Source organism: Streptomyces sp. NPDC005728, from assembly GCF_040630895.1.
Taxonomy (GTDB): domain Bacteria; phylum Actinomycetota; class Actinomycetes; order Streptomycetales; family Streptomycetaceae; genus Streptomyces.
The window spans coordinates 43,904-64,065 of the sequence record NZ_JBEXYL010000056.1 but is presented as its reverse complement, the minus strand read 5'-3'; the positions used below and the strand labels follow the sequence as shown (position 1 = coordinate 64,065).

Genomic DNA, 20,162 nt, shown 5'->3' with positions numbered 1-20,162 from the left:
GCCAGTTCGGAGATCCGGTCGCCGAACTGCGAAACGGACTGCCCGGCCCAGAAGCGAACGAAGCGCTGGTCCCGCCAGAGTGATGTCGAGGGGGCTTGTCTTGTCGCTCCAGAAAATCCCCTTCGGGATCGGCGACGGGCGTACCCCATGCCCGGTCCTAGGCCGGTTCGCCCCGCCAGGCTCCGTCGCGCTGGGCCCAGCGCACGGCGGGGGACACGGCGAGTCCGGCCACGGCGAACCCCACGCCGAGCACCGCCCAGCCGAGCGTGCCGTGAGCGACCGCGGTGACCGTGACCAGTGCCGGTCCCGCCATCATCCCCGCCGACATGCCGGCGCCGAACACTCCCTGGTAGACACCGTGCGCGCGGGCGTCGGCGAGTTCGTAGCCGAGGGTCCAGCCGCCGGCTGCCGACAGCACTTCCGCGAAGACCTGGACCACCGCACCGACGGTCAGCGACAGCACCGCCCGCACGGGGGACAGGCCCGCCGACAGGGCGTAGGCGGCGCAGGCCGCCGCCAGCAGCAGCCCCGACCACCCCAGCGCCCGCACCGCGCTGGGCACTTGGGAGGCGCGGCGGGCGACCCGCACCTGAAGGAGCGCCACCAGCGCGCAGTTGAGGATCATCAGCAGGGCCGCCGTCCAGCGCGGCGCCTCGGTCCGTTCCACGATCCACAGGGGCAGCCCGACCTCGGACAGCGTGTACTGCACGACCAGCACTGCGTTGAGCACGGTCACCGCGAGGAAGGGCAGGTCGCGCACCGCCCGCCAGCGGTCCGCGGCCGGTGCGTCGGCGTCCAGGGCCGCACGCTCACGTACGTGCGCCGCCAGCGGCAGCCGCGGCACCAGCAGCGCGGGACCCGCGAAGGACAGCGCGTTCAGCACGATCACCGCCATGTACGCGCCCCGCGTGTCGAGTTGGAGGGCGACCGCACCCAGCGCGCCGCCGACGCCCATCCCGACGTTGGTCACCATCCGCAGATACGCCCGTGCCTCCACCCGCGTCGCCGCCGGCAGCACGTCGGCATAGAGCGCGCCCTGCACCCCCCGGCTCGCCATCTGCAACGTCGTCGCGCAGATCACCGCGGCGAGGAATCCGGCGTAGGAGTGGACCAGGGCGTACGCGGCCGTGGCGATCCCCGTGCCGCCCCACAGCAGAGCCCCGACCCGCCGGGCACCCCACCGGTCCGCGGCCCGCCCGGCGGGCACCCCGGCGGCGACGCCCACCAGGCCCGCGGCCGTCAACCCGACTCCGACCGCGGTCGCGTCCAGGCCGACGATGCGTGTGAAGTACAGGACGCCGAGCGGGAAGTACAGCCCGTTTCCCAGAGAGTTGACGGCGGTCAGCACGGTGGCGAGGCGCAGCACCGGGTCGGCCGGCAGCAGCCCGCCCGCACGGGTGGCGCGGCCGGCCTCGGGACTGCCGTGCTGGTCAGGGGCGGGTGAGACGGGTGTCGTGGTCATGTCCGACAGCCAACCCGGTCTGCACCGGCGTCCGACAATGATTTAGCGTGGCACTCAATGATCGAGTTCCGCTTCGCCGTCGGCGACCTCGCCACCACCTCCTTCGCCTACTCCCCGCTGCAGGAGGCGGTGTTCTCGCTGCGCTGCCTGCACGACCCGGCCCGCTATCCGCACCACCGGCCGTGGCTGCGCCGCATCCGCCCGCGCCTGGAGGACCTCGACCGCGAACTGCTCACCGCCCTCATCGCCCCCTGGCTGTGGGTGCCCGACTTCCTCACTCCGCGCCCGGCCCGCGCCCGCCCCGCGTTCGCCGAGGAACTCGACGAGGTCCGCCGCACCCCGGCGGAGGTGGTCGCCGCCGACTTCCGCACCACCTACCGCACCGACGACGCCCTCCCGCCGGTCGTCGCACGGGGCCTGGCCGACCCGGCGGCCTTCCTCACCCGGCTCGCCGACGCCGTGGACGCCTACTGGCACACCTGCCTCAGCGACGACTGGTGGCCGCGTGCGCAGAGCATCCTGGAGGCCGATCTCGCCCATCAGGCACGGGTGCTGGCGGAACAAGGGGCTGCGGCGCTCTTCGGCGGGCTCGACACCCGGCTCGTGTGGACCGGCGAACAACTGCGGCTGACCGAGAAGGGCGACACCGCACCCTGGCCGTCTGCCGACATCCGCATCGCGGGACGCGGCATGGTGCTGATGCCCACGCTCTTCGCCCGCGGCGTCCAGACGTTGCTCGACCCGTCGCGCCCGCCGTACCTCGCCTACCCGGCCCGCGGCCGCGCCACCCTCTCCGAGGCACCGCCACCGGTCACCGACCGCGCCCTGGTACGACTCCTCGGCCGCCCCCGCGCCCGCCTGCTCGGCCTGCTCGCCGAACCCGCCTCCACCACCGAGCTCGCCCACCGCCTCAACGTCACCCCCGGCGCGGTCAGTCAGCACTTGGCCGTTCTCTATGACGCCGGCCTGCTCAGCCGCACCCGCAGCGGCCGCACCGTCCGGTACACGCGCACGGCCCTGGGCGACGAACTGTGTCGCTAGGGGCTCTCTGTGGCCCTCCTGTGACGTGCCCCATTGCGAGGGCGGGCCCGGTGCCGCCAACCTCTGGTCGAACGGATCTCCGAAGAATTGTTATCCGGGGCTCACTGAGCGATCTCCCAGGTATCGGACAGCACCGTTCGGCATCGAGGACAGGGAAGCGATTGATGAGTACACAGCACACGGTGGAGACGGCGGCGTTGGTGACCGCTGCCCGTGCGGGTGACCCGCAGGCCCAGGACGCCCTGGTCAGCGCGTACCTCCCGCTCGTCTACAACATCGTGGGGCGTGCTTTGAACGGCTCGGTCGATGTCGACGACGTGGTGCAGGAGACCATGCTCCGTGCCCTGGACGCGCTGGGCGGGCTGCGTACGCCCGAGAGCTTCCGCTCCTGGCTCGTGGCGATCGCGATGAACCAGGTCCGGGCGCACTGGCAGGACCGGCAGTTCGCGCCGGGCGCCGTCGAGGAGGCCGAGGACCTCGCGGATCCGGGCGCGGACTTCGTGGACCTGACGCTGATGCAGCTCCAGCTGTCCGGCCAGCGCCAGGAGACCGCGCGCGCCACCCGCTGGCTGGAGCCGGACGACCGAGGACTGCTGTCGCTGTGGTGGCTGGAGTGTGCCGGTGAGCTGACCCGTGGCGAGGTCGCGGCAGCCCTCGAGCTGTCGCCGCAGCACACCGCGGTACGGGTGCAGCGGATGAAGGCGCAACTGGAGGCGGCCCGCGTGGTGGTGCGGGCGCTCGACGCGCAACCGCCGTGCGAGGAACTGCGGGGCATGCTGGCCTCCTGGGACGGCCGGCCGTCGGCGCTGTGGCGCAAGCGCATAGCCCGGCACGCCCGCGGCTGCGCGCACTGCTCCGGTCTGTGGAGCGGTCTGATGCCCGCGGAGGGACTGCTGGCCGGTCTGGCACTGGTCTCGGTGTCGACCGCGCTGCTGGCGAAGCTTGCGCACGGTTCGGACGGGATGGCCATGGCCGGTTCGGCGTCTCGGCCGGACACCTCCGCAGTTCGTGCCGAAGCGGACCCGGCGGCCGGGCACCGCGCTCCACGCGGCCGCACGGGATCCCGGGGGGAGGCTCGCAGGCGCCGACGGATCCGGCGCCGGGCCGTCGGCGGCGCCGTCGTCGCGGCCTGCGTCGCGGGTGGTGGCATCTTGTACTTCGGCACGGACTCCGGGACCGGTAACGAAGGGGCGACCGCCGCGCGGACCGCCGGCGATCCCGTCGTCGACCTCTCCGCGCCCCGTGCCGTCGAGACCTCGCAGTCGCCCTCGGCCACTCCGACACCGTCCGCGTCGCCGTCGAAGAAGGCGAGCGCCGCCAAGAAGACCCCCCACCCCCCGAAGAAGACCGCATCGACTCCCACACGGTCGGCGCGACCCCCGCAGCCCGCGCCCAGTACACCGCAGTCGCAGTCGGCTCCCTCGGGCACCGTGGCGCAGGTGGTCGCGCTGGTGAACAAGGAGCGGGCGGCCGCCGGCTGCGGGCCGCTCACGGAGAACGCGCAGCTGGAGCGGGCCGCGCAGGGCCACTCCGACGACATGGCCGCCCGTAACTTCTTCGAGCACACCAACCCGGACGGCGCGGACCCCGGGCAGCGCATCACCGCCGCCGGGTACCGCTGGTCCACGTACGGGGAGAACATAGCCAAGGGCCAGCAGACGCCGGAGTCCGTGATGGACTCCTGGATGAACAGCCCCGGCCACCGTGCAAACATCCTCAACTGCTCGTTCAAGGAGATCGGCGTGGGCGTCCACCGGGGGTCGGGCGGCCCGTGGTGGACCCAGGACTTCGGCGCCAAGCTCTGACGCGGGCCGTCGTACGGTCAGGGCGGGTCGAGGCCGGGACAGCACAGGTAGGCTGAGCCGACCGTGATCCCCGCCGAATGGGACCGACCTCATGGAACTCGCCTTCACGGGCCGTGTGATCGAATGGCGGGGGCCGTCGCCGTACTTCTTCGTGTCCGTGCCGGACGAGGTGTCCGAGGACATCCGCGAGGTGGCCGCGATGGCCACGTACGGCTGGGGCGTGATTCCGGTCGAGGCCCGGATCGGTGAGACCACCTTCACGACGTCGCTCTTCCCGAAGGGCGGCGCCTACCTGCTGCCCCTGAAGAACGCCGTACGCAAGCCACAGGGCATCGCCGAAGGCGACGACGTGATCGTGGAGATGGCCGTACGCCTCTAGAGGCTTTCGGCGGGAGCAACAGCTCGATCCGCGCCCACTGCACATCTGTTGACGGCGCACTCGGACGGACGGCCGACCGATCCGAAGGAAACCGACTGGCCGGGGCCGGGGCAGTCAGAGGCGGCGGCTCCGGCGCCGGGCCCGGATGAGCCGTTGCGCCACGATGTGGCCCGAGCCGCCGCCGAGACCAGGGCCGGGATGGGTGGAGGCACCGATGTGCCACAGACCTCGTACCGGTGTGGCGTGCCGGGAGGCGCCGGGCAGCGGACGCCACAGCAGGTTCTGGTCGAGTTCCGCCGAGCCGCCATAAGGATCGCCGTTCACCGCGTTGGGATTGTACGAAGCCAGGTCGGTCGGGGTCACGGCGTCCCAGCCGAGCACCTTGCCCGGCAGATCGGGGGCATGCCGGGCCACGCGGGCAAGGATCCGGCGGACGAAACCTTCGGTCAGTTCTCTCGTCCAGCCTTCCGCGACGTTCAGCTCACCTGCCGCGTCGCCGACGGGAACGTAGGGCAGTTCCTGCAGTTGCAGCCACAGCGCGGCGGCGCCTTCGGGCACCCGCGTCGGGTCGAGAACGTACTGCTGGCCCACGACGACCGTGGGCCTGCGGGGCAGCAGGCCCGCCTCGGCCTCCGCACATGCGATGGCGGTACTCGCCGACCCGTCGCTGAGGTGCAGCAGCGGTACGGCTGCCAGGCGCGCGTCGTTCCAGGTGAGCGGGGCGGAGAGGGCAACGTTGATCTGCATCGCGGCGCGCCCGTACCGGAATCGCCGTGCCTGGTCGCGGACTGTGGGCGGAACCGGGGCGTCCGGCGGCAGCAGCTCCCCGTACAGCGCGGTCGGGGTCACCGAGGCGAGGACAGCGTGGCCGGACCGGACGGTCTCGCCGCCGCAGACGACACCCGTGACCTTCCCGTCCGTCAGGAGGAGCCGCTCCACCGGCTGCCCCGTGCGGACCTCCACCCCCTGTTCTTTCAGGAGTTCCTCGAATGCACGGACGAAGTTCACGGCGCCGCCTGCCACCACGGGCAGGCCGAAGCCGTGCACCGTGGCGGCGAGGAGGGGCAGCATCAGCCCGCCCGAGGCATGGTCCGGCGACAGCCCGGCGTGCAGCAGCCACGGCGTCCACAACAGGTCCGGCTCGTCGCCGCGGAACTGGCCACGGCAGTACGACCGGGCACTGGTGACCGTGGCCCGTAGCCACGCCTCCGTGCCGGCCAGCCGTTCCCGGCGCAGCAACTGTCCGACGTACTTCAGCGTCCGGAACGAACGGGGGTCGCCGCCCAGGAGACCACCCATGATGTCGGCGTTGTCGTGGAATCGCTGCAGCATGGCGAGATAGCCGTCGCGGTCCGAGGCGTGCGTGAAGTCCTGCACCGTCGTACGCACGTCACGGTGGGCGAGGACCGTACGGCCTGCGTCGGTGACGGTGCCGGTGACGAAGCCGTCGGTATTGCGGTACTCCAGGCCATGGCGGTGCAGGGCTTCACCGAGGGCGGCGTACGCGGCGCCGGACACGAACAGCGGATGCCACGACGCATAGGTGTCGTGCAGATAGCCGGGCAGGGTCCGCTGCTCGGTGGCGATGAACCCTCCCAACCGTGTGTTGCGTTCGACCAGGGCGACCGACCAGCCTTCCGTGGCCAGTTCGGCCGCGGCGACCAGGCCGTTGACACCGGACCCGACGACGATGGCGTCGACCGCAGGTGACATGGGTGCTCCTCGGGGGGATCGGTCGTGCTCCACGACCTCACCAGATCGACCGGGCAAAGGCCCGCAGCGCCGCGCTGCAGGCGGGACCGACCTTTCCTTCGTGCAGGGGCACGTCCGTGTACTCCGTGTACGTGGTGTATCGACGGCAACTCTGTGATCGCGTTGTCCGCAGCCCCTTTTGCAGGCCCCGCCGGCCGACCGGGTCATCGCAGGGTCCCGGTGACCGGGCGGTGCGGGCGGGGCATGGGTGCGTGGGTCAGGCGTGGTGGCCGGCGCGGGGCGCGTCCTGTACGGCGCGTGCCTGGCGGGCGAGGGCGAGCAGCCGACCGTCGGCGGACCAGACGGCGCTGTCGTCGATCGCCCAGCCGGCGCCTGCGTGTTCCGTACGGATCCGGACGAGTGCCCAACCCCGGAGGGGAGCGCCGTCGAGGGCGTCGGTGAAGTGCACGGTGAGTTCGGCCGTCGGCACCGGGCACGGCGCCGTCCGCACGGCGAACAGTCCGGGTGGCAGGGCATCGGCCAGGATGACCACGGTCTCCGCGTCCAGGTTCCGTCCGTCGGTGAAGCGCATCCAGGCGAGGAGTTCGGCACGTTCGCCGCCGCCCAGAGGGCGGGCGTCGGTGGCGGGGCGGATCTCCAGATGTTCGGCGAAAGCGGCCAGTGCGTGCGGCAGAGTCAGTACCGGACACGCGTCCGGTCCGGGCACGGCGGGCGCGGGCAGGCCGATGTACGCAGGGCCGGTGCCGCGCCGAGCGAACACGGCCGAGCCGGTCAGCGCCGGCGCGCCGTCCTGCACGGCGGTGACCGAGGACATGGACGTGCGTCGGCCTTCCCGCAGGGTGGTCACGGCGAAACGCAGCGGACGTTCGTCCACCGGGGCCAGGAAGTGCGCGCCAAGGGTACGAACCGGCGTCCACTCCCCTGACTGCGCGGCCAGGTCCCTACGCATCGCGGTGAGAGCGAGGGCGGCAACGTAACCGCCTTGCGCCCCGTTCCAGGACCACCAGGAGCGGTCGATGCGGAGGGCGCCGTCGTCCGCCGCACGCGTGCCGCCGTCGGCGGCCGCCCTGTCAGTGATTGACCCAGGCATTTCGCCCCTTCGGGGGAGTGGGCTCGGACCGGATCCACGATAACCTAGTGAGTTGGAAAGTCAAACTTACTCGCGAGCGAACGCGCCGACACCTCTGCATCCGTCGCCGGATCTCCCCCCATGATTGCCTTGACAACAATTGCCGCGGCAAGCATGCTGAAGGTGTGACTACGACACACGGACTGCACGACCATCTCGGCTACTGGCTGCGACGGCTCTCCGACGAGGTCCACGCCCGCTTCGAAGCCGAGATCGGCCGCCACGGCGTCACCGTCTCCCAGTGGGGGGTGATGGCGAGCGTGTTCCACGGTCACACCACCACCAAGGCGGTGGCGCAGCACATGGCCATCGACCCCGGGGCCGTCTCCCGGCTCGTGGACCGCCTGGCCGCCAAGGGCCTCATCCGCCGCGAGCCCGATCCGGCCTCCCGGCGCTCCGTGCTGCTCGTCCTCACCGACGAGGGCCGCGCCCTGGTCCCCGTTCTGGCCGGCCTCGCCGACCGGAACGACGCCCACTTCTTCGGCTCGCTGGAGGCCACGCAGCGCAGCCAGCTGGAGAAGTGGATCCGGGACCTCGTCGGCGAACCCCACCCCGCACCCCCGCACGACAATCCTGAGGAGCGACCATGATCGCCCGTTCCGTCACCAAGACCGTGAGCATCGACCGCCCCGTCGCCGAGGTCTTCGCCTTCCTGGCCGACCCGGCCAACTGGTCGAAGTGGGCCGTCGTCAACATCCAGTCGATCGAGTCCACCGACGACCCCGACTGGTGGGCCATGTCGACCCCGGTGGGCCCGGCGAGGCTCCGCCTGCGCCCCGACGCCGAGTTGGGCGTCCTGGACCACGACTACGTGGACGACACCGCGTCCTGGCGTGTCCCCGCCCGCGTCGTCCCCAACGGCGACGGCGCCGAGTTCATGATCACCTTCTGTCAGCCGCCGACGTTCGAGGACCGGTTCTTCGACGAGCAGACAGCCCTGGTCGACACCGAGCTGTCCGCCCTCAAGGAGATCCTCGAAACGCAGGCGTGACGCTGTGGGGGGAGTGCCGACGGTCACCAATAGTGTCGTCGGCCGGCGACCGCGTGCCCCATGGACCCCATGATCCACAGGACCGCGCCGACCACCAGGAGGATGACTCCGATGGTCCACAGGATCGAAATGCCGGTCAGGAAGCCGATGATGAGCAGAATGACGCCGATGGCGATCATGGTTTGCCTCCCGCTGGTAGCAGAGTTCTTGGCGTCCGAGTGCCCCGAACCGGCGGGATATCCCATGCGCGGCTCCGAAACTTCGCGGTCACCCCAGCGGCCGGTCAACGGCTGCGGCCGTCCGGCCGCGGAACGAGCCGCAGCGCGTGCAGGGCGGTGCCGAGGTCGGCGAGTGCCGCGGGGTCGGTGAGCGAGCGCCCCGTCAGCTTCTCGACCCGCCGGAGCCGGTAGCGCACCGTGTTCGGGTGGATGAAGAGCCGGTTCGCCGTCTCGGCGGCGACGCCACCTGCCGTGAACCAGCGCCCGAGCGTCTGCAGGAGCCGCGCCCGCTCGGCCGCCGGCAGTTCCAGCACCGGCCCCAGCACGACCTCGACCAGGCGTGCCGCCTCGGCAGGAGCGGCGGCCACCAGCATGGCGAGCGGGCTGTCGTCGAAGCGGGCCACACCCGGCCCGTCGCCCGGCAGTCCGGCCAGCGCCAGCCGGGCGAACCGCAACGCCTCGGGGGTGTCGCGCAACGAGTCGAACCGCGGGCTGATCCCCACCCGCGCCGAACGGTGCCGCAGCGCCCGGCGGATCACCGTCTCGGCATCGGGGTGGGTCAGCGAGAGCAGCCCGATCTGCTGGTCGGGCAGCAGCCGCCAGGCCGACGGCACACCGGTCTGCCGCAGGGCGGCCTCGATGCCGGGCAGCGGATCTCCGCCCGGATCCGGCACGGAGGCGGCCACGACCGCGTACGGTCCCCGCTCCGGCAGGCCGAGTTGCCGCGCTGTCTCCCACAGGGTCGTCCGGTCCGCGAGCGCGCCGGTGAACAGCGCCTCCACCAGCGCCGAGCGGCGCGCCTCGCGCCGCAGGGCCAGCTCGGCGCTGGCCTCGCGGTAGGCCGCCGCGACGGCCTCCGCGTACCGGCCGAACTGCGCCCAGATCTCCGACGAACCCGCCACCAGGAGGGCGTCGGTGACTTCCGGATGCCGCTGGGCCTCGTCGACCATCTGCGCCCAGAGGTACTCGAAGCCGATCCGGTAGGCGTGCAGGGTGTCCGCGAGCGGCACACCCTGCTCGGCCCGGAGACGACCGGTCCGCTCCGCCGGCCGCACATCGGGTTCCGCGTCGAGCGCGAACCGCCCGAGCAACTGGTCGGCGTTGGCCGTGCAGGACTCCCGCAGCGACGCGAACGGGATCAGCGAGTCGTCGGCGTACGACTCGACCTCCGCGCGGATGCGCAGGGCCATCCGCTCACCCAGTTCCGGCAGGCGTACCCGCAAGGCCGCGCTCACCTCGGACAGACTCATCTGTGCAGCGTACGACGTGGACTTTGTCTCCCAGAACAATCCGCGTGCCGGTGAGCTGTCCGTCCGGCCATGGACGGCCCACAACACGGACGCCACGATGCCGTGAGCGTCGGCGGGGACGGCCGGCGCAGCGAGCATGCACGCAAGGAGGCATCATGGCCAATCTGGCGGAATTCCTGGCGGAGACGGCGGGCCGGCACCCCGAGAGCACCGCATTGCGGCTGGGGACGGCGACCACCACCTACGCCGAGCTGGACCGGCTGAGCGCCCAGGCCGCCGCCCTGCTGCGCACCGAGGGCCTGCGGGCCGGCGACAGGGTCGCGCTGATGCTGCCGAACGTGCCCGAGTTCGTCGTCCTGTACTACGGCATCCTGCGCGCCGGCGGGATCGTGGTGCCGATGAACCCGCTGCTCAAGACGCGGGAGACCGAGTACCACCTGCGGGACTCCGGCAGCGTGCTGCTCTTCGAGTGGCACCAGGCGCCCGGGGAGGGTGCCCAGGGCGCGGCCGCGGCCGGGGTACGGCACATGGCCGTCGAACCGGCCGCCTTCTCCGCCGAACTGGCCCGGCTGGACCCGCACGACGAGATCGCCACCGTCGCCGGTGACGACGTGGCCGTCCTGCTCTACACCTCCGGCACCACCGGCCGGCCCAAGGGCGCCGCGCTGACCCACGCGGGACTTCGCCACAACACCGAGGTCAACGTCGTCCATGTGCAGCGGATGACGCCCGAGGACGTCATCGTGGGCTGCCTGCCGCTGTTCCACATCTTCGGACAGACCTGCACCATGAACGTGGCCGTGCGCAGCGGCGCCGCGCTCACCCTCGTTCCCCGGTTCGATCCGCAGACCGTGCTCGACGCCATCGCCCGCGACCGCGCGACCGTCTTCGAGGGCGTGCCCACCATGTACGCGGCCCTGCTCCAGCACCCGGGCGCGGCCGAGGCCGACGTGTCGACCCTGCGCATGTGCGTCTCGGGCGGCGCGTCCCTGCCGGTGGAGATCCTGCACGGATTCGAGCGCCGCTTCGGCTGCATGGTGCTGGAAGGCTTCGGCATGTCCGAGACCAGCCCGGTCGTCTCCTTCAACCACCCCGACCGCCCGCGCAAGGCCGGATCCATCGGCACGCCCATCCGTGACGTCGAGGTGCGGCTGGTCGACGACCACGGCCGGGACGTGGTCGCGGGCGAGGTCGGCGAACTCGCCGTGCGCGGACCGAATGTGATGAAGGGCTACTGGAACCGCCCCGAGGAGACCGCGGCCGCCATTCCCGACGGCTGGCTGCGCACCGGCGACCTGGGCCGCCAGGACGAGGACGGCTACCTGTACATCGTCGACCGCAAGAAGGACCTCATCATCCGCGGCGGCTACAACGTCTATCCGCGTGAGATCGAGGAGGTCCTGCACGAGCACCCCGCCGTCGCCCTCGCGGCGGTCCTCGGCGTGCCCGACGAACGGCTCGGCGAGGAGGTGGCGGCGGCGGTCGTCCTGCGTCCGGGAACCGAGGCGAGCTCCACGGAACTCCAGGAGTACGTGCGGGAGCGGGTGGCGGCCTACAAGTACCCGCGCCAGGTGTGGCTGGTGGACGCCCTGCCCATGGGCCCGAGCGGGAAGATCCTGAAGCGGGAGATCTCGGCTCCCGCGCACTGAGCGTGCGCCACGCCGTGGTGCTCGCCGGACCGAGGCGGCCCACCGGCTCGCAGCGCCCTCATGACGGGGGAGGGGGCTGGTTCCCGGGCGCGCCGGTTGCGAAGATGTGCCCATGACCATGTCCCACGGCCCCCGCCGGCCCACCATCGCCGATGTGGCCCAGGCGGCGGGGGTCTCGCGGACCACGGTCTCCCATGCCCTCAACGGCATCGGCAAGGTCGATCCGCGGACCCGCGAGCGCATCAGGACGGTCGCCGCCGAACTGGGCTACCGGCCCAACCTGCGCGCCCAGCGCCTGCGCCGGGGCGAGGCCAGGGCGATCGCGCTGGTCTCCTCCATGCCCTTCGCGGTGGCAGGCGGCCCCTCGCGGCTCGGCTTCTACATGGAGGTGGCCGCCGCCGCGGCCGAGCGTGCGCTCGTCCACGAGTACGCGCTGGTGCTGATCCCGCCCGTGCAGTCCGGATCACCTCTGTACTCCGTCGACGTCGACGGCGCGATCGTCGTCGAACCCGAGGCGGACGACCCGGCCGTGGCCCAGCTGCGGGAGCGCGGGCTGCCCTATGTCGCGCTGGGCCGGCCCACCGCACCCGACGACGACGCCCCGTACGTCGACCTGCACGGGGGCCGTGTCGCCGAACTGCTCCTGGAACACCTGCGGGACCAGGGGGCCCGGCGCCCGGCGCTCGTCGTCGGCGAGGGCGCCCGCCACTCCTCGCTCGACGCCCGCGCGGCCTACGAACGGGCGGCGGTCGCCCACGGCTGGACGCCGCTCGTCGCCACCGCGCCCGAGGCCGGAGGCGAGCAGGCGGGGTACGACCGGTGCGCCGCGCTGCTGGCACAGCACCCCGGCATCGACGCGCTGTGCGTGCTCGTCGACGCCTTCGCTGTCGGCGCGGTACGTGCGCTGCGGGAGGCGGGCCGGCGCATCCCCGACGACGTGATGGTCGTCACCCGCTACGACGGCCTGCGCGCCCGGACCTGCGAACCACCGCTCACCGCGGTCGATCTGCGCCTGGACCGGGCCGCAGCGGACGCGGTGGAGTTGTTGCTGGCACGGCTCGCCGGCCGACCGGCGCCGGCGGCCACGGGAGCCACCTCACCGGCGGAGCCCGGGCGCAGGGTGCCCGCCCCCGAGCCCCGGCTCGTCCTGCGCGCCTCGTCCCTGCGCCGTCCGCCGACGACAACGGATACCGTCGACGGGCAGCGGACGGGCGCGGAATCCGTCAACGGTCCGCGGACAACCGCCGACTGAGACCGCCGGCACCCGCGGCCCCGGTCCCCGACACCGCGTCAGGCACCCGTCATCAGCACCACCCCCGACACCAGCGCGAAGACCAGGACGAAACCGCGCATCCTCCGCGCGTCGACGCGCCGGTGCACCAGGCGGCTCAGCCACGCCCCCGCCGCCAGGGCAGGCAGGAGCAGCACCGCCCGGCCGGCCTCCGCCGCCTCTCCCCGGCCGGTGCCGAACAGCAGGGCGAGCGAGGCGACTTCGCCGACGAGGAAGCAGACGGCGACCGTGGCGCGCAGCTCGTCCGGCGGCCGGTGCTGGTAGACGAGGGCGAGCGGCGGGCCGCCCACCCCGGTCGCCGTCTCCGTCAGCCCCGTGAGGACTCCCGCGCCCAGATAGGCACCGCGGCCCGGCGTGAAGGCGGGCGCGACGAGACTCACCAGCGCCGCCAGCACCGTCGACGCACCGACGACGACCCCGAGATCCCCGGCGGGGATCACCCACAGCAGGGCCAGCCCCGCCGGTGTCGCCGCAAGCCGCGCCGCCGTGATCCACCCGGCACCCCGCACATCGAGGCTGTGCCGCTCCCGCCAGGCGACGTACAGATTGAGCGGGATCATCGCGGTCAGGACGAACACGGGCAGCAGCCCCGGATCGAGCAGCCCCGCGACAGGAGCCACGATCAACGCGAACCCGAGGCCGCTGGTGCCCTGCACGAACGCGGCCGCCGCCACGGTCAGCGCCAGCACCGTCAGCGCGGCGCCGCTCATCGCCCACCGTCCCCGGCCGGAGCCGCGCCCCGCTCGCCCGGCCACCCCGCCGCACGGCTGCGCGCCACCACCGACGTCGGATGGGCCCGGGTCACCTGGGCCCGCCGTACCACGTGCGGGGCCAGCTCCGCGGCCTGCCGGACCAGCGCCGGCCCGTCCCAGTCCAGCGGCTGCCCCTGCCACAACCGGAGCCGCCCGGCGACGAACACGGCGCCGATCTGGTCCCGGTTGCCCCGTCTGACCAGCTCCCACGGCCGGTCCCAGGACGGTTGCATCTCCGGCCCGGTCACGTCCACCAGCAGGAAGTCGGCCGCGGCACCGGCCGCCACCCGTCCGGTGAGCCGCCCCAGACCGGCCGCGTCCGCGCCGCCCGCGGTGGCCCGGTCCAGCCAGGTCCAGCCGGCACCGCACGAGGAGTCGCCGATGGCCAGGCCGTGCCCGAGCCGCTGCGCGAACTCCGCCGCGTCGGCGAGCCGGAAGCCGTCGCCCCGGGTCGCGTCGGTGCCCAGCCCGAAGCGGACGCCGCGCTCGGCGAACGTCGTGGCCGGGGCGACCGCGTTGCCCTTCCAGGCACTGGCGACCGGGTTGTAGCTCACCGCCGCACCACTGTCGGCGAGCAGCGTGACCTCGGAAGGAGTGAGCAGCGTCGCGTGCGCGGCCAGCAACTGCGGGCCCAGCGCGCCCACATGGTGCAGATACTCCAGGGGCCGCAGCCCGTGCCGTTCCAGAGAGCGTTCGACGGCGACGAGGTGTTCGTTCACATGGATCTGTACGACGGTGCCCGCCTCGGCGGCGAGGCGCGCGGTGGCCGCCAGGGTGCGTGCGGTCGCGGCCTCCGGCACCGACACGGCCAGCGACGGGTGGACGAGGTCGTCGCCGCCGTAGCGCGCCAGATGCTTCTCGGCGGCGGCGAGCACGGCATGCGGGTCGGCGTCCTCGCCGGTTCCGTCGGAGGAGTCGTTGCAGACGATCCCCAGCACACAGCGGACTCCCGCATCACGCGCCGCCGAGGCCACCACGTCCACGTCGACCGGGGCACGGGTGCCCGCCTCGGCGACCGTCGTGAACCCGCCCCGCAGCGACTCCCACGCGGCCAGTTTCGCGGCCACGTAGGCCGATTCCTCGTCGAGCGCGTCTTCCAGCGGCACCCACACCCGGCGGAAGATCTCCGACGGCTCCCCGAAGGCGAGAGCGCCGCCGAAACTCTGCGTCAGATGGTGGTGGGTGTCGACGAAACCGGGCATCAGCACGTGTCCGGGCAGCGGGACGGGCGTCAGCGACGGGTGCGTGCGCACGATGCGCTCGGCGGGGCCGACATCGAGGAACACGCCGTCCCGCACCACTACCGCGTGCAGGCCCATGGGCCCCTCGGGGGTCAGTGTCTCGTCGGGGACCAGCAGCAGCGCCTCGTCGCGGAGTCGGTCGGGGGACAGGTCGGTCATGGTGCTCCGGGTGTCGGTCGGGCAGAGGGGCCGGCGGGGGAGGCCGGTCATGCGCGGGCCGCCGAAGAAGGCTCCTCGGCGGTCGGCACCCCGACGCCCGGAGTGCGCCGCCCCACGTGGTGGAAGAGGAAGTTGAGGACGGCCGCGACGAGAGCGCCCACGGCCACCCCGCTCTCCAGCAGGATCCGCACGCCGGACGGGAAGCCGGTGTACGCACCGGGAACGAGGATCGGAAGCAGGCCGAGCGCGAGCGCGACCGCGCACGTCACCATGGACGTGTGGTTCTCCAGCTGGGCCCGGCCCAGCATCTGCACGCCCAGTACGGTGATCACCGCGAAGACGACCATCGCGGCGCCCCCGACCACGGCCGACGGCATCACACTGATCGCCCGCGCGACGGGGGGGAGGAAGCCCAGCACGACGAGGACGACGCCGGCGGCCGCGGTGACGTACCTGCTGCGTACTCCGGTGACCCGTACGATGCCGATGTTCTCGCCGCTCGTGACCATCAGAGGCAGCCCGAGGAAGCCGCCGAGCAGCGACGTCAGGGCGTCCCCGCGTACCGTGCGCGGCACGTCGGACCGGATGTCGATGTCCTTGCCCACCGCCTCGGCGTTGATGACGGTCTGCCCCGTCGCCTCCGCCATGGACGCCAGGCTGTACAGCATCAGCGGCAGCGCGGCGAGGACGTCGAAGACCGGCGCGCCGAAGGGCAGCGGCCTCGGCACCCCGACCAGTTGACCGGTCAGCAGCCCCACCGGACGGACCTGGCCGACGGCGAAGGCCAGGGCCGTGCCCGCGATCAGGCCCAGCAGGACGGCGAGTTGCCGCAGGACCCCGCGCAACAGCCGGGTGAAGGCGACGATCAGGCCGATCGTGGCGAACGCCAGCCCCAGCCGCACCGGATCGCCGAACCCCGGTGTGCCGGGCTGACCGGTGACCAGCAGCGCTCCGACCCGCACCAGATTCACCCCGACGATCACGATCATCGTGCCGATGACCAGGGGCGGGAAGAACCTGAGCAACCGTGAGAACAGCGGCAGCACCAGGAAGGTGAAGGCCGCGGTCAGGATCACCGCGCCGGTGGCCGTCGGCAGTCCGTGCTGCTGCGCGATGGCCATGAACAGGATCAGCGGCGCACCGCCGGGCAGCATCACGAACGGCAGCCGCGGCCCGAACTTCCAGGGGCCGAGGGACTGCACGAGCGAGCCGATCCCCGACAGCAGCAGCGCCGCCGAGAGCAGGTCGACGGTGAGGTGCGGACTCAGCCGGAGGGTGGCGCTCATCAGGAAGATCGCGGAGATCGGCGTCGCCGCCATGACGAGGACGTGCTGGACGCCGAAGAGAAGGATCCGTCCGAGGGGGCGGGACTCGTCGACGGGATGTACGGGACTGGACACGCGCGGGCTCCGATCGGCTCGCTCGGCTCAGGCCTCGACGATCCGGCCGTGGACGGCGGCCAAATCGATTTGGCCATATCGATTTGGCCGTCAGTATGGCGGTGCGGAACGAGGGTTGGTCAAGAGTCCGGACGGAGTCAGCCGGACACGGCTCCCGTTCGCCCGGTCGGCACGGCGACCTCCTCTCGCGTGGTGGCCGGGCGTCCGAACAGCACCGCCGCAGCGCCCAGCCCGATTCCGGTCCCGAGCAGCTGGGCCGCGACGAACGGCACGAGAGAGGCGGGGGCGATCCCGGCAGCGGTGTCGGTGACGGTACGGCCGATGGTCATCGCGGGGTTGGCGAAGGAGGTGGAGGAGGTGAACCAGTAGGCCGATCCGATGTACGAGGCCACGGCGACCGGGGTCAGCCGGGCGCGGCCGGTGCGCTCCAGACCGAGGACGAGGAGGATCAGCCCTGCGGTGGCGACGACCTCGCCCAGCCACAGGTGTCCGGCATTCCGCTCGTGGGTGGAGAGCCTCACCAGCGGCCTCGCGAACATGGCGTCGGCCAGGACGGCGCCGCCGAGCGCGCCGGCCACCTGCGCCGGTATGTACGCGGCGACCTCCCGCAGGGCCGGTCCGGTGCCGTGGCGGCGGCCGACGTACCAAGCGGACAGCGTGACGGCGGGGTTGAGGTGCCCGCCGGACACCGGTCCCAGCAGCGTGAGCAGCACGCCCAGGCCGAAGACCGCGGCGAGCGAGCAGGCCAGCAGCTGCACACCGGCGTCGTGCGACAGCCGGGTGGCCTGGACCCCGGAGCCGACGGCCACGGCCACGAGGAGCCCGGTCCCGACGGCCTCGGCGGCGACCCGGCGGGCGAGGGTGCCGGTCATGCGGCGGGCGCTTGCTTCGTCATGAGAGGCAGTCTCGGATCCGCCACGGGTCCAAGGACACTGGAGGAACACCCCATCTTGTCCGGGATTTCCCGTCGGTCGCACGGAGGCCTCGCGCCTTCCGGCGGGCGGGAGCAGGGCGGCGGGGGCCGCTTCGGGATGCGGACCCCGAACGGCTCCCGGAGGATGAGGACCGATGAGGTGCCACCAGGTCTCCCCTGTTCGGCGCGAGAGGAGAGGCGATGGCAACGGTGTCCCGACCAGCGGCGGTCCGCGACCGGTGCCCAGGCATCTCGGTGACGTGAAAGGTGACCCGACGCGGCAACAGGTCCGCATCGCGCTCGTCCTGTTCGCGCTGACGGTCACGGCCGGCGCCGTCGACGCCGTCACCTTTCTCGCCCTCGGGCACGCCTTCGCCGCACTCGCGACGGGCAACGTCCTGCTGCTCGGGTTCGGGGCGGCCCGGGCGGCAACCCCGGTCGCCCGCCCCGCCGAGGCCCTGGCCGCCTTCACGGTCGGGATCGCGGCCGCCCACTGCGTCATCACCCGACTGGAGCGCCGCGGACGACGCTGGTTCGTGCGCGCCCTCGTCGTGGAGGCGGGAACGATGCTGCTCGCCGGACTGGTCGTCATCGGTACGAGCGGGACACGGGCGCCGGCCGAACCGGTCACGGCCGTGGCCGTCGTGCTGCTCGCGGCGGCAATGGGGTGGCGCAACCGTGTGATGCTGGAGGCCCGCATCCCGGACATGCCCACCACCATCATGCAGGTCACCCTGGTCAAGGCGGTCATGGACGTCCTGCCGCCACGCCCGGCCGGCGCCGCCGAACCCGTGCTGCCGCGGGCGCGACGTCTTGCCACCGTCCTCGGCATCTTCGTCGGTGGACTCGCCGGAGCCCTGCTCCTCCGGCTCGGTCCCGGACCCGCCCTGGTGTGCATCGCGGGTCTGTCGGGCTGCGCTGCGGTCTTCTACGCGCGCGATCCCCGTCTCCACCCCCTGCCCGCGGGGCACGCCGAAAAGGAACCGTGAGCCGGGGAACCGGCTGCCGGTGCGGAGGCCTCACGGACGGGGGGTCAGGACGTCCTGCAGGAGGGCGCCGTAGCGGGTGATGAGTTCCTTGCGGTCGGTCCGCAGCAGGACCTCGTCCCGCGCCACCCACAGGGCGTACAGCAGTCCGCCGGACATCGAGGCCGCAAGCCGTGCGCGCAGGTCGGCGTCGGGACCGGACAGACGGCCCCGCAAGGGCTCGATGAACAGGTGCTCGTGAGTCTCCCGGAGGCGGTCGAGGATCTGCGCCTCGTTGCTGCCGTGCACCAGCGCCAGGAAGATGCCCCGGGCGGATCCGTCGAGATCGAGGAGGAGTTCGGCGAGTCGTTCTCCCAGCTGCTCCAACGGGACGTCGAGCAGGGGTGCGTCATCGATGGTCAGGTGCATCGTCTCCAGGAACAGCAGCTCTTTGCTCTTGAAGTGACGGATCACCAGCGCCGGGTCGGTCCCGGCGTCCGCTGCGATCCGGCGGACGGTGGTCCGGGCGAACCCCTGGTCCCGGAACAACCGGGCGGCGGCGGTGTGGATGGCATCGCGGGTGGTGGAACCGGGTCCGGTCTGCAGCATGCGGCACAGCATAGGTGGCTCTCTGCCCGGCTTCGGGGACAGTCAGCGTTTCAAGAAGTTCGGTCAACAATGTTGACTCGATGGTCCGGCGCCCGCACATTACCTAGCAGTAGAACCCCGCGGTAATCCCGCGACCGGTCCTTCACGGCCGTCGACGTGCGCCTTCGCGCCCAATCCCCGCCGGCCGGCACGTCCCCCTGCTCGAGCCGCCGCATTCTCGCGCACCAGCGCGCCCGCGGGCATCGCCCTGCCCGCCTGCCTTGTGTACCCGCCCCGAGAAGAGAGAGCACCATGCCTCTGCATGCCCTGAGTCGTGTCATGACCGCGACAGCCGCCACCGTCGGTGCGCTGGCCCTCAGTTTCACCGGAACCACCGCCCACGCCACCGCACCCCTCGACTACGCCGCCCTGGGGGACAGTTACAGCGCCGCCTCGGGTGTTCTCCCCGTCGACCTGAGCAACCTGCTCTGCCTGCGCTCCACCGCCAACTACCCCCACGTCATCGCCTCCCGCACGCAGGCCCGTCTGACGGACGTCACCTGCGGAGCCGCCCAGACCAAGGACTTCACCGCGGCCCAGTACCCCGGCGTCGCGCCTCAGACGGACGCGGTCACCGCCGGCACCGACCTGGTGACGCTGACGATCGGCGGCAACGACAACGGCACCTTCATCAACGCCATGCTCGCCTGCGGCACCGCGGGCATCTTCAGCGGCGGCAGGGGCAGCCCCTGCAAGGACACGTACGGCACCTCCTTCGACGACGCGATCGACACGAACACCTACCCCGCGCTCAAAGCGGCTCTGCGCAGTGTCCGCGCCAAGGCGCCCGACGCCCGCGTGGCGGTGCTCGGTTACCCCTGGATCACGCCTGCCACGGCCGACCCGTCGTGCTTCGCGAAGCTGCCGATCGCGTCGGGCGACGTGCCGTACCTGCGCGCCCTGCAGGTGCACCTCAACGCCGTCGTCGAGCGTGCCGCCGGGGAGACCGGGGCCACCTACGTGGACTTCGCCCGGGTCTCCGAGGGCCACGATGCGTGCCAGGCCGCCGGCACCCGCTGGATCGAGCCGCTTCTCTTCGGGCAGAACATCGTCCCGGTCCACCCCAACGCCCTCGGCGAGCAGCGCATGGCCGAGCGCACGATGTCGGTACTCGGCCTCGGCTGACCGCGCACCTTCGTGAGGGACCGGGGATGCC

The 20,162-nt window shown here is 72.4% G+C and carries 19 protein-coding genes; 9 read left to right on the top strand and 10 right to left on the bottom strand.

Annotated elements, in window-relative coordinates; genetic code table 11:
* Window positions 1-157: 157 nt before the first annotated feature.
* Window positions 158-1,462 (bottom strand): MFS transporter, encoded by a 1,305-nt coding sequence (locus tag ABZ471_RS30840; RefSeq protein ID WP_359070956.1) that lies wholly within the window; start codon window positions 1,460-1,462, stop codon window positions 158-160.
* 57 nt (window positions 1,463-1,519) lie between these two features.
* Between ABZ471_RS30840 and ABZ471_RS30835 the strand changes: the two genes are divergently transcribed.
* The 3 genes from ABZ471_RS30835 to ABZ471_RS30825 all read left to right on the top strand — a co-directional run bounded on the left by ABZ471_RS30835 (window position 1,520) and on the right by ABZ471_RS30825 (window position 4,687).
* Window positions 1,520-2,503, top strand: coding sequence for a helix-turn-helix domain-containing protein (locus ABZ471_RS30835; protein ID WP_359070955.1), 984 nt, complete (start codon window positions 1,520-1,522; stop codon window positions 2,501-2,503).
* A gap of 164 nt (window positions 2,504-2,667) precedes the next feature.
* Window positions 2,668-4,308, top strand: a complete 1,641-nt coding sequence (locus tag ABZ471_RS30830; RefSeq protein WP_359070953.1) for a sigma-70 family RNA polymerase sigma factor — start codon at window positions 2,668-2,670, stop codon at window positions 4,306-4,308.
* A gap of 91 nt (window positions 4,309-4,399) precedes the next feature.
* Window positions 4,400-4,687 (top strand): DUF1905 domain-containing protein, encoded by a 288-nt coding sequence (locus ABZ471_RS30825; protein WP_359070952.1) that lies wholly within the window; start codon window positions 4,400-4,402, stop codon window positions 4,685-4,687.
* A gap of 114 nt (window positions 4,688-4,801) precedes the next feature.
* Here ABZ471_RS30825 and ABZ471_RS30820 read toward each other — a convergent pair whose 3' ends face one another.
* Both ABZ471_RS30820 and ABZ471_RS30815 read right to left on the bottom strand, forming a co-directional pair.
* Window positions 4,802-6,400 carry an NAD(P)/FAD-dependent oxidoreductase gene (locus tag ABZ471_RS30820; protein ID WP_359070951.1) on the bottom strand — a complete coding sequence of 533 codons (1,599 nt, stop codon included), beginning with the start codon at window positions 6,398-6,400 and terminating at the stop codon, window positions 4,802-4,804.
* Window positions 6,401-6,656: 256 nt separating this feature from the next.
* Window positions 6,657-7,490, bottom strand: coding sequence for a thioesterase family protein (locus ABZ471_RS30815; protein WP_359070950.1), 834 nt, complete (start codon window positions 7,488-7,490; stop codon window positions 6,657-6,659).
* Between the two features lie 164 nt (window positions 7,491-7,654).
* Between ABZ471_RS30815 and ABZ471_RS30810 the strand changes: the two genes are divergently transcribed.
* Both ABZ471_RS30810 and ABZ471_RS30805 read left to right on the top strand, forming a co-directional pair.
* The gene (locus ABZ471_RS30810) at window positions 7,655-8,119 is read left to right on the top strand and encodes a MarR family transcriptional regulator (protein ID WP_359070948.1); all 465 of its coding nucleotides are present in this window, start codon (window positions 7,655-7,657) and stop codon (window positions 8,117-8,119) included.
* Entirely contained in the window at window positions 8,116-8,520 is a 405-nt protein-coding gene (locus tag ABZ471_RS30805; protein ID WP_359070947.1) for an SRPBCC family protein, read from the top strand. Before ABZ471_RS30810 ends, ABZ471_RS30805 begins: the two co-directional genes overlap by 4 nt.
* Window positions 8,521-8,543: 23 nt before the next feature.
* Here ABZ471_RS30805 and ABZ471_RS30800 read toward each other — a convergent pair whose 3' ends face one another.
* Window positions 8,544-8,699, bottom strand: a complete 156-nt coding sequence (locus ABZ471_RS30800) for a DUF6131 family protein (protein WP_359070946.1) — start codon at window positions 8,697-8,699, stop codon at window positions 8,544-8,546.
* A 104-nt stretch (window positions 8,700-8,803) separates the two neighbouring features.
* Window positions 8,804-9,988: a helix-turn-helix domain-containing protein gene (locus ABZ471_RS30795; protein ID WP_359070944.1), complete on the bottom strand. Its 1,185-nt coding sequence runs from the start codon at window positions 9,986-9,988 to the stop codon at window positions 8,804-8,806.
* Window positions 9,989-10,143: 155 nt separating this feature from the next.
* On the opposite strand from ABZ471_RS30795, the gene ABZ471_RS30790 reads away from it, so the two are divergent.
* Both ABZ471_RS30790 and ABZ471_RS30785 read left to right on the top strand, forming a co-directional pair.
* On the top strand, window positions 10,144-11,637 hold the full coding sequence (locus ABZ471_RS30790; protein ID WP_359070943.1) for a long-chain fatty acid--CoA ligase: 1,494 nt from the start codon (window positions 10,144-10,146) through the stop codon (window positions 11,635-11,637).
* Window positions 11,638-11,749: 112 nt separating this feature from the next.
* The gene (locus ABZ471_RS30785; RefSeq protein WP_359070941.1) at window positions 11,750-12,889 is read left to right on the top strand and encodes a LacI family DNA-binding transcriptional regulator; all 1,140 of its coding nucleotides are present in this window, start codon (window positions 11,750-11,752) and stop codon (window positions 12,887-12,889) included.
* Between the two features lie 38 nt (window positions 12,890-12,927).
* Here ABZ471_RS30785 and ABZ471_RS30780 read toward each other — a convergent pair whose 3' ends face one another.
* The 4 genes from ABZ471_RS30780 to ABZ471_RS30765 all read right to left on the bottom strand — a co-directional run bounded on the left by ABZ471_RS30780 (window position 12,928) and on the right by ABZ471_RS30765 (window position 17,352).
* Window positions 12,928-13,638 carry a sulfite exporter TauE/SafE family protein gene (locus tag ABZ471_RS30780; protein WP_359070939.1) on the bottom strand — a complete coding sequence of 237 codons (711 nt, stop codon included), beginning with the start codon at window positions 13,636-13,638 and terminating at the stop codon, window positions 12,928-12,930.
* On the bottom strand, window positions 13,635-15,080 hold the full coding sequence (locus ABZ471_RS30775; protein WP_359070938.1) for an amidohydrolase family protein: 1,446 nt from the start codon (window positions 15,078-15,080) through the stop codon (window positions 13,635-13,637). Before ABZ471_RS30775 ends, ABZ471_RS30780 begins: the two co-directional genes overlap by 4 nt.
* A 47-nt stretch (window positions 15,081-15,127) precedes the next feature.
* Complete coding sequence (locus tag ABZ471_RS30770) at window positions 15,128-16,480, bottom strand: solute carrier family 23 protein (protein ID WP_359070936.1); 1,353 nt, start codon at window positions 16,478-16,480, stop codon at window positions 15,128-15,130.
* Between the two features lie 137 nt (window positions 16,481-16,617).
* A complete protein-coding gene (locus ABZ471_RS30765) occupies window positions 16,618-17,352 on the bottom strand; it encodes an aquaporin (RefSeq protein ID WP_359070935.1) in 735 nt (244 codons plus the stop codon).
* 301 nt (window positions 17,353-17,653) lie between these two features.
* Here ABZ471_RS30765 and ABZ471_RS30760 point away from each other — a divergent pair, with 301 nt between their 5' ends.
* The gene (locus ABZ471_RS30760) at window positions 17,654-18,382 is read left to right on the top strand and encodes a YoaK family protein (protein ID WP_359070933.1); all 729 of its coding nucleotides are present in this window, start codon (window positions 17,654-17,656) and stop codon (window positions 18,380-18,382) included.
* 30 nt (window positions 18,383-18,412) lie between these two features.
* Here ABZ471_RS30760 and ABZ471_RS30755 read toward each other — a convergent pair whose 3' ends face one another.
* The gene (locus tag ABZ471_RS30755; RefSeq protein WP_359070931.1) at window positions 18,413-18,967 is read right to left on the bottom strand and encodes a TetR family transcriptional regulator; all 555 of its coding nucleotides are present in this window, start codon (window positions 18,965-18,967) and stop codon (window positions 18,413-18,415) included.
* 291 nt (window positions 18,968-19,258) lie between these two features.
* On the opposite strand from ABZ471_RS30755, the gene ABZ471_RS30750 reads away from it, so the two are divergent.
* Window positions 19,259-20,131, top strand: a complete 873-nt coding sequence (locus ABZ471_RS30750) for an SGNH/GDSL hydrolase family protein (RefSeq protein WP_359070929.1) — start codon at window positions 19,259-19,261, stop codon at window positions 20,129-20,131.
* Window positions 20,132-20,162: the final 31 nt, after the last annotated feature.